Source organism: Cellulomonas shaoxiangyii, assembly GCF_004798685.1.
In the GTDB taxonomy this organism is placed as follows: Bacteria; Actinomycetota; Actinomycetes; order Actinomycetales; family Cellulomonadaceae; genus Cellulomonas; species Cellulomonas shaoxiangyii.
This window is the reverse complement of the sequence record NZ_CP039291.1, coordinates 3832141-3846689: the sequence shown is the minus strand read 5'-3', so window position 1 is coordinate 3846689 and position 14549 is coordinate 3832141. Positions and strand designations below refer to the sequence as shown.

9 protein-coding genes are annotated in these 14549 nt (G+C 75.6%); 1 reads left to right on the top strand and 8 read right to left on the bottom strand.

Annotated features, from left to right (window positions below; all coding sequences use genetic code 11):
- The first annotated feature begins 31 nt into the window (after positions 1–31).
- The gene (locus tag E5225_RS17065) at positions 32–1051 is read left to right on the top strand and encodes a zinc-dependent alcohol dehydrogenase family protein (protein WP_135972149.1); all 1020 of its coding nucleotides are present in this window, start codon (positions 32–34) and stop codon (positions 1049–1051) included.
- A 96-nt stretch (positions 1052–1147) separates the two neighbouring features.
- Here E5225_RS17065 and E5225_RS18080 read toward each other — a convergent pair whose 3' ends face one another.
- From E5225_RS18080 to E5225_RS17025, 8 genes are all read right to left on the bottom strand, one after another.
- Positions 1148–2572, bottom strand: a complete 1425-nt coding sequence (locus E5225_RS18080; protein WP_135972148.1) for a cellulose binding domain-containing protein — start codon at positions 2570–2572, stop codon at positions 1148–1150.
- 156 nt (positions 2573–2728) lie between these two features.
- Positions 2729–4366 (bottom strand): ArnT family glycosyltransferase, encoded by a 1638-nt coding sequence (locus E5225_RS17055; RefSeq protein WP_135972147.1) that lies wholly within the window; start codon positions 4364–4366, stop codon positions 2729–2731.
- On the bottom strand, positions 4363–5811 hold the full coding sequence (locus E5225_RS17050; protein WP_166435878.1) for an MATE family efflux transporter: 1449 nt from the start codon (positions 5809–5811) through the stop codon (positions 4363–4365). Before E5225_RS17050 ends, E5225_RS17055 begins: the two co-directional genes overlap by 4 nt.
- Positions 5808–7436 (bottom strand): glycosyltransferase family 39 protein, encoded by a 1629-nt coding sequence (locus tag E5225_RS17045; RefSeq protein ID WP_135972145.1) that lies wholly within the window; start codon positions 7434–7436, stop codon positions 5808–5810. The genes E5225_RS17050 and E5225_RS17045 overlap by 4 nt, the downstream gene beginning before the upstream one ends.
- Entirely contained in the window at positions 7433–11077 is a 3645-nt protein-coding gene (locus E5225_RS17040; protein WP_135972144.1) for a type I polyketide synthase, read from the bottom strand. The genes E5225_RS17045 and E5225_RS17040 overlap by 4 nt, the downstream gene beginning before the upstream one ends.
- Positions 11078–11093: 16 nt before the next feature.
- Positions 11094–12227 carry a hypothetical protein gene (locus E5225_RS17035; protein ID WP_135972143.1) on the bottom strand — a complete coding sequence of 378 codons (1134 nt, stop codon included), beginning with the start codon at positions 12225–12227 and terminating at the stop codon, positions 11094–11096.
- Complete coding sequence (locus E5225_RS17030) at positions 12224–13060, bottom strand: ACP S-malonyltransferase (RefSeq protein WP_135972142.1); 837 nt, start codon at positions 13058–13060, stop codon at positions 12224–12226. Before E5225_RS17030 ends, E5225_RS17035 begins: the two co-directional genes overlap by 4 nt.
- A 68-nt stretch (positions 13061–13128) precedes the next feature.
- The gene (locus E5225_RS17025; RefSeq protein ID WP_135972141.1) at positions 13129–14334 is read right to left on the bottom strand and encodes an ACP S-malonyltransferase; all 1206 of its coding nucleotides are present in this window, start codon (positions 14332–14334) and stop codon (positions 13129–13131) included.
- Positions 14335–14549 lie beyond the last annotated feature (215 nt).

Sequence of the window (14549 nt, the reverse complement as noted above, 5' to 3'; positions counted from 1 at the left end):
GCGGGTACACCGACAGAGAGGCGCCACCACCATGCGCGCAGTCGTCATGTACGCCCCGGGCGACGTCCGGGTCGACGAGACCGAGCGGCCGACGATCGTCGAGCCGACCGACGCGATCGTCAAGCTCGCCGCCACCTGCATCTGCGGGTCGGACCTGTGGCCCTACCGCGGCGCCGACGACGTCGACCACCAGCCGATGGGCCACGAGTACGTCGGCGTGGTCGAGGAGATCGGCTCGGACGTCACCAGCATCGCGCTCGGCGACTTCGTGGTGGGCTCGTTCTTCTCCTCCGACAACACCTGCGAGATCTGCCGGGCCGGCTACCAGACCCACTGCGTGCACCGCGGGCCCGGCGCGGTCCCCGGCGCGCAGGCGGAGTACGCGCGGATCCCTCTCGCCGACGGCACGCTCGTCGCCACCCCCGCCATGCCCGACGAGGACCTGATCCCGTCGCTGCTGGCGGCGTCGGACGTGCTCGGCACCGGTTGGTTCGCCGCGGTCGCTGCCGAGGCCGGCCCCGGCAAGACGGTTGCCGTGGTGGGCGACGGCGCGGTCGGCCTGCTGGGCGTGCTCGCGGCCGAGCAGCTCGGCGCCGAGCGGATCATCGCCATGTCGCGGCACCCCGACCGGCAGGCGCTCGCCCGCGACTTCGGCGCCACGGACGTCGTCGAGGAGCGCGGCGCCGCCGGCGTCCAGCGGGTCAAGGAGCTCACCGGCGGGCTCGGCGCGCACAGCACGATCGAGGCCGTCGGCACGCAGGAGTCGATGACGCAGGCCATCCGCGCCACCCGCGCCGGGGGGCACGTCGGGTACGTCGGGGTCTCCCACGACGTCTCGCTGCCCGGCGAGGAGCTGTTCTTCTCCGGGGTCCACCTGCACGGTGGACCCGCGCCCGTGCGCCGGTTCCTGCCCGAGCTCGTCCGGCTCGTCTGGGACCGCGAGATCGACCCGGGCAAGGTCTTCGACCTCACGCTGCCCCTCGAGCGGGCCGCCGAGGGCTACCAGGCCATGGACGAGCGCCGCGCGACCAAGGTGCTGCTCACCTTCTGACCCACCCGCGCGACCGAGACGGACGCGCGCCGGCCCCGTGCCTGCCGCGCTGCAGGACCTCACGGCGTACGCCGGTGCGCGTCAGTCAGCCGACGGTCAGGACGCGACGCACGTCACCGTCGCACCCGCTCCGTTCCCGGTGCCCTGGAAGCCGAACGTCGTGCTGCGGCCGGCCTCGACCCGCCCGTTCCAGGAGGCGTTGGTCACGGTGAGCGGGGCGCCTGCGGTGGACTGCCCGTTCCACACCTGCGTCGCGCTGGCACCGGAGGGCAGCGTCACGGTGACGCGCCAGCCGTTGATCGCCCTGCTGCCTGCCGTGACCGTCACGTCCGAGACGAAGCCGTTCGGCCAGCTGTTCGCCAGCCGGTAGGTCGCCGTGCACCCGGCACCCGTGCCCTGGGTGGGCGTCGGGGTGGGGGTGGGCGTCGGGGTCACGGAGGGCGTGGGGGTGACGGACGGCGTGGGCGTCACCGAGGGAGTCGGGGTGACCGAGGGCGTCGGGGTGACCGAGGGGGTCGGCCCCGGGCCCGCGTCCGCCCACGCGTCCTTGAGGAACGCGGCGATCGTGTCCCAGCTGGGGTTCGGCGTGCCCTGCGTGACCGTCTCCCGGCAGCCCTCGACGGTGCGGACCGTCTGCTGGCCGTAGCGCGACGAGCTCGTGACGTCGGCGTGGCTGTGACCGGCACCGGGCACGGAGAAGAACTGGGTGTCGACGCACGCGGCCTTGAGCGCGTCGTAGAAGATCTCGGTCTGCGCGTGCGGGACGACGTTGTCGGCCCGCCCGTGCAGCAGGAGCATCGGCGGGTCCTGGGCGTCGACGTACGCCAGGGGGTTGGCCTGCCGCACCTTGTCCGGGCAGGTCGGGGTCGCGCAGCCGAGGAGCTGGCCCTCGGGGGCGTTGATGCTGTCATGGTCGATGAATCCGCCGGGGTTCTGCTCCTTCAGGCGGGAGAAGTCGGTGGGCCCGAAGAAGTCGACGCCCGCCTGCACGGCGCTCGACACGCCCGTGGTGCCGACCCGCCCCTCGAGGTACGCGTCGCCGCCCGAGACGGCAGCCATCGCGGCGACCCATCCGCCCGAGGAGTCGCCCATGCTGGCGAAGCGCTGCGGGTCGAGCCGGTACTGCGTCGCGTTGCTGCGCAGGAAGCGGATCGCCGCCTTGACGTCGTGCACCTGCGCGGGGAACTTCGCCTGCGAGCTGGACCGGACGCTGACGCCGGCGACGGCGATACCGCGCGGGTTGAGCTGCTGGGCGATCGCGCTCGCCCCGGACTTGCCGTCGTCCGACGTCCACGCGGACCCCGTGGACCAGACGACGAGCGGCCACGGGCCGGCGCCGTCGGGGACGTACAGGTCCAGCAGGTGGCCGCGGCTGCCCGCGGGTTCCGCCGGGGCGTACGCGACGTTCGTGGTGGTCTGCACGGCCTGCGCGGGGGTGCTCACCGCCGTGATCGCACCCACCGCGACGAGCGCGACCGCCCCCAGCAGAGCCCCTGCCGTCGTCCTGCGCGTCCTCGACATGACCGTCCCTCCCGTGGCGTTGTATCGATCCAGCACACTGTCGCGGCGCGGGACCGTGGGTGGCCATGCCCGAATCCATTCGCATCGCCGGTGCGCGACGACCTGGGCCACCGGTGGTCCGGTCCTCGGCGCGACGACCTCGTCCTCGCGCTCGGTTCACCACGTCGGCTCGTGCGCCGGGCAGGTCCACCGCACGCACCCGTCGGTGCCGTCCGGGTCGACCCTGCGCAGCACGACCTGCGCGTCCGCCGGGCCCCACGCCCGCACCACCGTGCTGTTCTGCCACGCGCTCAGCACCTGCGGGGACTGCTGCCAGCTGATGGCGTCGGTCCCGAGGAGCGACCCCATGCCGCGGCCGGCGAGGACGTAGTCGACGTCGCGCCACCCGTCGGGCAGGTGGGCCGCGGCGTCCGGGTCCCGGTCGAGCTTGTAGTGCCAGAGGGGTCCCTCCCACCCGTCGCCGCTCCAGCCGAGGCGGACCAGGTCGTTCCAGGTGGTGTCGTCGGTGAGCACGACGGTGTCGCGCGGCACGCGCGTGGCGACGAACGCCAGTGCCTGCCGGTAGGGGGCGTTGTGGTCCTGGGTCAGGGCCGCACGGGCACCCCTCGCCCACGGCGGGGCGACCACGACCACGGCGGCCGCCACCAGGGCCACCAGCACCGCGGGGGCGGCCCGGGCGGCGGTCGCGGCCGGCCGGGGGAGCGGAGCGGGTGCGTGCCCGCGGTCCCGCACGGTCCGCCACGCCCGCCACGCGGTGTGCACGACGACCAGGGCCAGGAAGGGCAGCACGAGGATCGCGTGCATGGCCGGCAGGTACCCCCCGGGCCGCAGCCCCGCTGCCACCAGGACGAGGGGGATCAGCGCGATGCCCCGGCCGGTCCGCGAGAGGAGCGCGAGCGGCGCGACGGCGGTCCCGACCAGGAGGAGGTACGGGTCGTGGGCGAGCCACGAGGCGAGCACCCCGTGGGCCACCGAGCCGGCGTCCAGGACGGACCCCGAGCCCTCCCGGCCGCCGAGCTGCCACGCGACCGCGCCGAGCAGGGCCGGCGCGTCGCCGGCGAGCGCGGTGACCAGGAGGTAGCACCCGGGCACGAGCCCCGCGGCCGCGAGCCAGTCGGTGACGGCCCGCCGTCGTGGCCGGCCGCCCCCGACGGTGCACAGGGCCACCAGGATGCCCGGCCCGGCGAGGAGGGCGGTCTCCTTGCTGAGGACGGCGATGCCGAAGCACAGCCCGGACAGCACGTGCCGACGCCGGTCGCCGGGGCCCGTCGCCGCCGCGACGGAGGCGAGCAGCCACGCGAGCGCGACGGAGTCGAGCAGGACCTGCCGCCCGAGGAACACCGTCAGCGGGGACAGGCACCAGACCAGGACCACGACGAGTCGCGCAGCCCGGGGCAGGCCCAGGTTGCCCGCGACGCGGTGCAGCAGAGCCGCGGAGACGACCATCACCGCGGCCATGACGGCCCGCCCGCCGACCAGCACGGGTGCGTCGCCCGACAGCCGTCGCCCCAGCGGCAGCCCCGCGGCCAGCTGGATCCATCCCAGCGGCGGGTGGTCGTACCAGTAGGAGTAGTGGGTCAGCCGGCCCTGCGTGAGCACGGCCCACGCCTGCGCGTAGTACGTCCCCTCGTCGTCGTTGACGAAGGCCGGGTAGCCGCCCAGGTTCGTGCCGTACAGCACCGCGACCGCGAGCAGGACCGCCGTCAGGGGCAGCGACCGCAGGACCCACGGGACGACCCGTCCCCGGCGCCCGTGCAGCGGTTCGTGCCGCCGCTCGTCCACCGAGACGCTCACGCCGGCGTCGCCTCCCGTGCCTCGACGGCCAGCGGCCGGCGGTCCGGGCCTCGTGGTCGCCCTGGTCGCCGGCCGCCCGGCAGCACGGCGAGCACGGTGTACGCCAGCCCCACCACCCACCCGACGACGACCGCCCAGATGAGGCCGTCGAGCCCGTACCGGTCGCTCCAGACGGCCGACAGCGGCAGCCGGACGACGGCGAACGACAGCACCGTGCAGACCAGCGGCACCGCCGTCCGCCCCAGCCCCGTGAGGTACCCGTGGACGACGACCATCAGCAGGTAGCAGGTGAAGAACGGGTACGTGATCGCGACGTACCGGCTGATCACCTCCGCCACCGCCGGGTCCGCGACGAACAGCGTGGCCACGAGGTCACGGCAGAGGACCAGCACGGCGGAGACGACGACGCCGAGACCGGCGGTCAACCGGACGCACCCGGTCAGCGCCGTCCGGATGCGGTCCGGTTGACCGGCGCCGGCGTTCTGGGCCACCGTCGCCGACAGCCCGGACGCGAGGGCGATGAACGCCAGGGCGGCGAACGTCTCCAGCCGGACCACGACCGTCACCCCGGCCAGCACCGCGGTCCCCGAGGTGGTGACGATCCCGAGCAGCAGCGTGGCGCCCAGCGCGATCACCAGGTGCTGCGCCGTGATCGGTGCGCCGAGGCTCAGGCCGGCCCGCAGCTCCGCCCGCACGCCCCCGACGTCCGCTCGCGCGTCGGGGCGACCCCGCGTGCGGGTCAGCCCGCGCAGGCCGACGACCGCGGCGAGCCCGCTGGCCGCGATCGTCGCCAGGGCGGCTCCCTCCAGCCCGAGGCCGAGCGGTCCGACGAACAGCCAGACGAGGGCCGCGTTGAGGACGTTGCTCGACGCGAGCAGCAGCATCGCGGTGCGGGAGTCACCACGTCCGGCGTGGACGGCGGTGACCGAGCCGAGCGCGAAGACGGCGACCAGGCCGCAGCCGAGCGTGGTCAGGAACCTGCGGGCGTCGTCCGCGAGCTGCCCCTCGGCGCCCATGGCGGCCAGCGCCGGCCCGGCCAGGCCGAGCGTCAGGACCAGGCAGACCAGCGCCCAGGCGACCGTGCTCAGGGCGAGCGCGCGCAGGGTCGCGCGGGTGTCCCGCCCGGCCCCCTTGAGCTGCCCGAGGCGGATCGCGAACGCGCCGCCGATGCCGAACGACCCCGCCGACAGCACGTACACCAGCCCCTGGCTGACCCCCACCGCCGCCATCCCCGGGCGCCCCAGGAGGTGCCCGACGACCGCGGTGTCGACCAGCAGGTACGTCTGCTGCAGGAGGTTGGTCACGGCCACCGGCAGCGCGTAGGCGAGGGTCCGGCGCAGCACCGGCCCGCGGGTCAGGTCCGTGCGGTCGACCGGGCCCGTGCGCTCCGGCGGCTCGGGCGCCGCACGGTCCGGCGGCTCCGGCGCCCTCGCCGCCCGGGTCACGAGGACCCGGCGCCCGGCAGGGTGCGGTCCAGGCCCAGGTCGTGGTGGACCAGCTCGGGCCACAGCTCGGGCCACGGCCGGAGCGGTCCCGCGCACAGCAGCACCGGCAGGCCCTGCGTGCTGTTGGTCAGTCCCAGGCCGTTGTCGGTCACCGCCGCCGGGCGGCAGCCCCGGAAGGCACCGGACACCGCGGCCGGGCTCTCGAACCCGACGAGGATGACGGGACCGTCACCGGTCGGCGGCCCCCACGCGCCGTAGCCGTTGTGCCCGCTGAACGCCCGGGGCAGCCCGAGGTCGGGGCCGTAGACGTCGACCGCCCCGGCGCTGGCGTAGCTGGTGGTGAGGACGACGGTCTCGTCGCGCTGCGCGGTGGGGACGCTGCGGTGGACCTCCGCGACGGTCTCGGCGACGCGGCGCCAGCCGACCTCGTCGATCAGCATCGGGTTCAGCCGGCCCACGCCGCTGGCCTCGAGCCGGGCGGCGGGGATCACCGGGAGGGAGAACACCACGCCGACGGCGAGGGCGACGCCGAGGGTGGCCGCCACGGCGGCGCGGCGCACGCGCGTGGAGCGCCCCGCGCGCCCGCGCCGCAGCCACGCCTCGCCTGCCAGGCCGCCCAGGGCGGCCAGCACCGGGCCCACGCCGTTGGTGTAGTAGCCCCGCCCGTGCAGCACCAGCACGGAGACGAGCAGCAGCAGGTAGCCGACGGCGAAGAACCGGAACGGGCGCAGCCGCTCGGTCCGGAACAGGTGCACCACGCCGCCGACCCACAGCGCCACGGCAGGGACCGAGAGCATCGTGAGCTGGGCCAGCAGCTGACCCGGTGGCCGGGTCTCGGCCAGCGTCGAGATCGAGGCGGCGACGCTGCTCTGCGGCCAGCCGTGCGTCGCCTGGAAGTACACGTAGGGCGCGGCCGCGAGGACGGCGGGCACCGCCCCGATCACGGTCCAGCGGGAACGCAGCACCCAGCGCGGGCCGACGAGCAGCAGCGCGAGCGCCAGGCACCCCGCCAGGGCGCCGACGAGCATCTTGTTGGTCAGCCCGAACCCCAGGGCCAGCCCCGCCACGGCGACCCAGCGGGGGTCCCGGGTGGCGATGGCCCGGACCAGGCACCAGCACATCGCCGCGCTCGCGAGCAGGTCGAACGTGCCGGTGACGAACACGTGGCCGTTGACCAGGGCGCTGCCGGTGCCCGCCCACAGGCCCGCGGCGGTCGCGCGGCCGGCGGCCCCCGCGCCCATCGACCCCGCCATCGACCCCACGAGGACGACGCAGGCGCAGCTCGCCAGCGCCGCCACCGCCCGCACCGCGACGAGGTGGCCACCGGTCAGGTCGTGCAGCAGGCTGAGGAGGACCGGGTTGAGGAACGGCTGGTCCGCGTACGCCCAGGCCGGCTCCTGACCTGCGCGGATGAAGTACAGCTCGTCGTTGAACCACCCGTACCTGCCGGCGGTCGCGAGCAGCACCACGAACAGGCCCGCGGCCACCAGGAGCTCGGGCCGCCGCAGGAGCAGCGCGGGCACGCCGGCCACGACCCGGGACGGCTCGGCTGCGGGGGTGCCCGCTGCGCGCGTGGGTGCCGGGTCGGCACGGCCCGGAGCGGCGGTGAGGCCGGCTCCGGTCATCCCAGGAGCCCCTGGTCCGCGAACTCGAACCGGCGGCTCTCGACCACGGCGGCGATCTCCTCGACGGACGCCGCGCCCAGCAGGTCCACCGGGTCCAGGTCGACGCCGAGAGCGCTGCTGAGGTTGCTGGTCACGGTCACGACCGCGAGCGAGTCGATCCCCAGGTCCCGCAGGTCGGCGTCCACCGGGACCGTGCGTGACCCGGTCGCGTAGGCGAGGCACCGGGCCACCGACAGCTCGACGTCCGAGTACCCGCCGCCGGGCCGGCCCACCAGGTCGACCTCGACCGCGTCGATCGCGGCCCGGGCACGCGCGGCGATCTGCTCCATCCGGTCCGCCGAGGCGGCGACCGCCTCGTCGATCCGGGTGGCGATCCCCGGGGAGAGGGCCATGCGGTGCGTGGGCAGGATCGCGGTCAGCTCGTTGCTGTAGTCGATCCGCCCGGCCAGGAACCGGCGGCGGTCCGAGCGCAGCCCGTCGAAGAGCAGGTCCAGCGCCTCGGGGGTGCGCAGGGCCCGGAAGACCCCGTCCTCGTTCGCCCCGGTCGCCACGGCCATGCCCGTGTCGCGCCAGGCCACCCAGTCGATGGCCAGCACCCGCCCCGCGCCCTCCGGCGCCGACATCGCCAGCGTGTCCAGGTAGTAGTTGGCCGCCGCGTAGTCGCCCTGCCCCATCGAGGGGAAGACCGCCGCCGCCGAGGACATGTGGACGACGAAGTCCGGCGGGTCGTCCCGGGTGAGCTCGTGCAGGAGGAAGGCGCCGCGCATCTTCGGCCGGATCACCCGGCGGAAGTCCGCCACGGCCCGGAACATGATCAGGTTCTCGCCCGGGACCCCGGCCGCGTGCACCACGCCGTCGAGCCGCCCGTGCTCCGCCCGGATCCGGCCGACCAGGTCGGTGAGGTGGCCCGCGTCCCCGGCGTCACCGGACTCCACCCGGACGTCCGCGCCCAGCTCGACGAGCTCCAGCAGCGCGCGCGCCCGCTCGGCGACGGGGTCGCCGCTGCGCGCGGACGGGGAGTACGCGAGGTGCTCCCAGTCCTCGGGCGGGGGCGGGGCGGACCGGCCGGTCAGGTACAGGTGCGCACCGGGGGCCTGCACCGCCAGGCGGCGCGCGATGGCCAGGCCCAGACCGCCGGTGCCGCCGGTGATCAGGTAGGCACCCCCCGGCCGTCCCTGGACGGGCTCGAGGGCGTCGGCACCGTCGGGGGGTGCCAGCTCGGCGACCTCGCTGAACTGCTCGGCGTACACCACGCCCTCGCGCAGCGCGACGACGCCGGCGACGCCGCGGCACAGCTCCCGGCCGAGGACGTGCCCGGCGGTGGCGTCGTCCACGTCCACCATGCGCACGTTCAGGGCGGGGTACTCCTGGCCCAGCGTCTTGGCCAGCCCCGCCAGCGCGGCGTTCTCGGCCACGGCGTCGCCCCGGCCGGGGTGCACCGCCAGCGCGCGCCGGGTGAGCACGACCAGGCTGAGCCGGCTGGTCCGCTCCATCAGCGCCTTGGCGAGCAGGAAGAGGCCCACCAGGTTCTTCTCCACCCGGTGGTCGAGCTCGGCCACGTCGGCGGCCCGGGCCGGCTCGAACCCGAGGGCGAACACCAGGTGGGTGTGGTCACCGGCGACGACCTGGTCGACGACCGCCGCCATCCGGTCGGCGGCGTCGGCGTCCGTCCCGGACAGCTCGAGCAGGTGGACGCCGGGGAGGGCCGCCGCGAGCCGGGCACCCGCGCCGTGCGCGGCGTCCGCGTCGACGAGGGCGACCACCGACGCGGACGGCGGGACCGCTCCGTCGGCGTCCACGGCATCGGCATCGGTGGGCACGAACTCGACCGCGTAGGCGCCCGACTGGGCGGCCGCGCCGGCGTCCCCGAGGCCCCGGGCGTGCCAGTCGGAGGGGAAGGTGACCCAGGCCCGCGTCTCGTCGAACACGTAGGGCACCAGGCTCACGGTGCGCGGCCCCGGCCCGGGGTGGTCCTCGAACTGGTCCAGGAGGTCGACGTCCGCCCCCTCGACCCACGCCGCGCGGAGCCGGTCCAGCCGCACCTCCCGCTCGCCGGGGACGGCGGGCCCCGGTGCCGGTTCCCCGGCCAGGGCGGCGGCGAGGGCGGCACGCAGCTCGCCGACGTCCCGCACCACGAACCCGGCCCTGCGGCCGTGGTGGGAGCGCGAGACGTTCGAGGTGTAGCAGACGTCCGCCGTGCGACCGTCGAGGTCGCCGCGGGCCAGCCGCTCGTGCAGCGCGCGCAGCACGAGGCGCAGCGACCGGTCGGTCCGGGCGCTGACCGTGAAGAGGTAGCCGGTCCCGCCGGGCCCCGCCGGGACCTCCGCGTCGCCGACCCACTCCTCGAGCACCACGTGGGCGTTCGTGCCGCCGAGCCCGAACGCGCTCACCGCGCCGCGGCGGACGCCGTCACGCAGCGGCCACGGCTCGAGCTCGGTCGGCAACCGGACCGGGGAGTCCTCGAACGCGATCGCCGGGTTCGGCTCGCGCAGGTACGACAGCGGGGCGATCTGCCGGTTCCGCAGCCCCTGGACGGCCTTGATCATCCCGAGCACGCCGGAGCCCTCGAAGAGGTGCCCGATCGTGGTCTTGACCGTGCCGACCGCGCAGAACCCGCGCTCGTCCGTCACCGTGCGGAACGCCCGGGTGAGCCCGTCGACCTCGACGGGGTCGCCGACGCGGGTCGCGGTCCCGTGCACCTCGACGTACCCGAGGGTGCGCGGGTCGACCCCCGAGCGCTGCCACGTCGACGTGAGCAGCCGGGCCTGGGACGCCGCGTCCGGCCCGGTCATCGACTGCGACGCGCCGTCGTGGTTGACGCCGCTGCCCTTGATCACCGCGAGGACCTGGTCGCGGTCCGCGAGGGCCCGGTCGAGCCGCTTGAGCACGAGGGCGCCCGACCCCTCGCCCATCCCGGTGCCGTCCGCGGACGCGTCGAAGGTGCGGGTCTCCCCGTCGGAGGACTCGATCCCGATCCGGGTGGACGCGCGCTGCACCGGCAGCAGCATGATGCGCGCACCCGCGACCACGGCCTGGTCGCAGTCGTCGGCCAGCAGCGCCGTCCGGGCCAGGTGCACGGCGACCAGCGACGCGGAGCAGGCGCTGTCGACCACCATGCTCGGGCCCTGCAGGTCGAGCAGGAAGGAGATGCGGTTGGCCAGCATGGTCGGGATGCTCCCGGTGATGCCGAGCTGGTTCAGCGAGGGGTCGACGGTGCTCCAGTAGTGCGCGTAGTCCTGCCCGGGGTTGGCCGCGAAGCCGACGAAGACGCCGGTGCGGGACCCGCGGACCCGCGGGCCCACGTACCCCGCGTCCTCGAGGGCCCGGTACGTCGTGCGCAGGACCAGCCGCTGGTGCGGGTCCGCGACCGCTGCCTGGGCCGGGGTCATCCCGAAGAACTCGTGGTCGAGGAGGTCGATCCGGTCCAGGTAGCCCGCCCGGTGGTACTCGGGGGCGCCCGCGTCCGGCTCCTGCCCCAGCGACGCGCGGTCGCGGTAGCGGACGAACTCGTCGACGTCCTGGCGGCGCTGGGCGGGGAACGGCCGGCTCGTGCTGCCGCCGGCCGTCACGAGGTCCCACAGGGCCTGCGGGTCGCCTGCGCCCGGGACGTCGACGGCGAGTCCGATGATGGCGATGTCCATGCGGGGAGCCCTTCTCTCAGTGCGGCTGGGGAGGCGTCGGTCGGTCACGTTCGGCGGGGAGGGCGACCGACACGGGGCCGGCAGCCAGCTCGTCCTTCAGGCGGCGCAGGCCCGTGACCTCGGCCGTGCGCAGGGTCCGCAGGTCGCGTCGCCACGAACCGAGGTCGGCGGGCCCGTCGCCCGCGACGTAGCCCATGGCGCGGCCGAGCAGCCGGGACAGGCTCACCCCCAGGGCCCGGTAGGTGGCCACCGCGGGCCCGCTGTGCGACGTGTTCCGCACGAACTGGCTGAACAGGCCCCGCGACCCGGCGAGCATCCGCAGCAGGTCGGTGCTCGCGACCTGCTGGTCGAGGTCCGGGCGCCGGGCCCGGTCGGCCGCGAGCAGCTGGGGCAGCGCCTCGTACGCCTCGAACCCGTCCTGCAGGCCGGTGACCATCTCGCGGTAGCGGTCCGCGAACACGTCGGGCTGCGCGGGAGCAGCCCGACGCAGGCTCAGGGCGTCCACGAACCAGCCCTCGGGGTCGGCGGCGGCGGCCACCCTGAGCCCCGCCACGGAGAGGAGCTCGGTGCGGAACTCGGGCCCCTCGTCGGTCGTGTCCGGGGTCACCAGCCACTCGCCGTCCAGCGAGACGCCGCAGACCAGGACGCCGTGCGCGCCGCGCCCGCCGCCGTCGGGGCGTCCACGGCGGCGCAGCAGGTCGGCCCAGTAGCCGACGTCCTCGGCCGGCGCGTAGAACGTGACCGGCTGACCGGCCTGCACCAGCTCGCGCAGCCGCGGCAGGAGGCCGAGGTCGGCGTGGCCGAGCAGCTGGACCTCGTACCCGAGCGCCGCGAGGTCCTCGGGCCCGCACAGGTCCTGCGACATGGTCCAGCGCGGCTGCTGCTGGATCGCGCAGTGCCGGTGGAACTCGGCGGTGCTGCCCAGTGCCCGGTACTTGAGCAGGTCGGCGGAGGCGGTCACCGCGCGCAGGTACGACAGGGCCTGCCGCTGGCGGCACTCGAGGTACATGGCCGGGTCGGCGTTCGCGATCCGGTCCGTCGCGGCCAGCCGCAGGACGGGCCCGACGCGGGTCGGCACCACCTCGGCGACGTCGCCCACCACGGCCGGGGGCGCGGCCGTCGCGGGCGTCGTCGTCCCGGGCGCGGTCACCGGACCGCCCGCATCATCGTCGTGAGCGTCGTGCTGCCCAGCTCGTCGACCTCGGTGACGCCGAGCCGGCGCATCCGACGGACCACCTCGACCCACTGCACCGGTGCCACGATCTGCCGCGTGAGCAGCGCGGGCGCGGAGTCCGGGTCCACCTCCGCACCGGTGACGCCGGAGACGACGACCCCGTGCCCGCGGGTGAACGTGACGCCCTCGAGGGCCCGGGCGAACCGCGCCTGCGCCGGCGCCATCAGCGGGGTGTGGAACGCGCCGCCGACGCGCAGCGGGAGCACCTGCCGGGCGCCCGCGGAGCGCAGCAGCCGGGACGCCAGGCCGAGCTGGGTGCTCTCGCCGCCGAGGGTCACCTGCTGGTCGCTGTTGCGGTTGGCCAGGAAGACCTGCGTCAGGCCGCTGCCCCGGACCACCTGCTCGACGCGGTCGGCGCCGAGCCCGGTCACCGCCACCATGCCACCGCCGGTGACCGCCGCCATCGCCAGGCCGCGCTCCCGCACCAGGCGCAGCCCGGTGACCAGGTCCAGCATCCCGGCGGCGACCAGCGCGTTGAGCTCACCGAGGCTGTGGCCGGCGTACACGGGGTAGTCGCCGCCGCCCTCGTCGGCCCGCGCGAGGGCGTGCAGCGCGTTGACCATGAAGATGGCCGGCTGGGCGTAGCGGGTGTCCGTCAGGCGGCCGGTGTCACCCGTCTCGCAGAGCTCGCGCAGGGACCAGCCGAGGACGCTGTCCGCCTCGGCGACGAGGGCGTCGTAGCGCTCGAACAGGCCGGCGCCCATCCCCTTGCGCTGGATCCCCTGCCCGGCGAATACCAGGGCACGCATGTGTGAGCCTCTCGTTCGATCGGATGTGACCCGCCGGCCCTGCGGTGGCGCCGGTGGCAGGACGAGCGTCAGCGCGCCGGGGGCGAGCGGACCGAGACGTACTCCAGGGCGTGGCCCCGCTGCTCCAGGTACTTGCGGGTGAACATCCGCACGGCCACCCCGGGCCCGAAGTCGTAGACCCGGGAGGGCCGGTGCTCGGCCATCACCGAGCGCAGCGTCGCCGTCCAGTCCAACGGCCGGCAGATGACCTGGGAGAGGCAGTCGGTGTAGAGGTCGGTGACCTGCTGCAGGTTCCGGGGCTCGTCCGTGGCGTAGACGGGCGCCGCCAGCCGTTCACCGGAGATCGACGCCTTCGCCCACTCGCGGTCGGCGGCCAGGTGGTCGAGGACCGGCGCCAGCCGGCTGTTGTGGAAGGGCACGGAGCTGTTCAGGAACGCCCAGCTCGCGCCCGCGCCGGCCAGGGTGCCCTGCTGCCGCGACCAGAGCTCGAGCAGCCCGGTGGGGCTCCCGCAGAGCACGGCGTCCCGGGGGCCGTTCACGAGCCCGACCTCGACGGGCTGCCCACCGCCGGCGTGGTGCTCGGCCACCAGGTCGCGGACCGTCGCCACGTCCACCCCCGACACGGCGGCCATGGGGCCGGGACGGTCGCGTCCACCACCGAGCTCGCCGTAACGGCGTGCGAGGGCCGGGTCCGGTCGCTGGTCACCGGCCGCCTCCTGGCAGCGCAGCAGCGTGAGCACGGTCATCGTCATGGACTCGTGGGCGTCGCGGAGGAACTGCTGCCCACCCTCGCGGCGGAGCCCCGCGACGACCGCCGAGATGAGCCCGAGGCTGTGACCGAGGCCGACGACCGGCCCGGTGGCCGGCCCGACCGTGGGCGCCGCGCGGTGCGCCGCAGCGGCAGCCCCCTCGTCCGGCTGCAGGAGGCACAGGTGGCTCAGGTGCGTCAGCACGCCCTCGACGGCGGACAGGCGCAGGGCAGCCGCCGGGGGCGGGGTCGCTGCGCGCAGCCACGCCCGCAGCGGGATGCCCCCGGGCAGCAGGTGCTGGACGCCCGGCTCGCCGAACCGGTGGACCGCCCGGTCGACGGCGTCCGAGGCCGCCTCCAGCAGCGGCCGGTAGGACGGCCGGCGGTAGAGCTCCTGGAGCTGACGGACGTGGCCGGGACCGGAGGCCCCGAACCCGGAGAACAGCAGGACCGACGGGCTCGCCGCGTCCCCGGTGTCCGCACCGTGTGCGGCCGGCAGGGCGTGCCGGGGTGCGGTCGGGCGCATGGTGTGTCCCCCAGGGGATGTCGACGTCTCGGCCAGGTGCTGCTGCGGGCTGCGGTGTCGACGTCGGCGTCGACCGGCGTCCCGGGAGGCCCCGGGCGCGTGCGGCACGGGCAGAGCCCGAGAGGTGACTGCTCCGTCGGGGCCGGGGTCCGGTCCTGCGACCACCCGTCCCGTCGTGCAGCCGCTGGTCCACGACCGCCGGCCGGCCCAGTCCA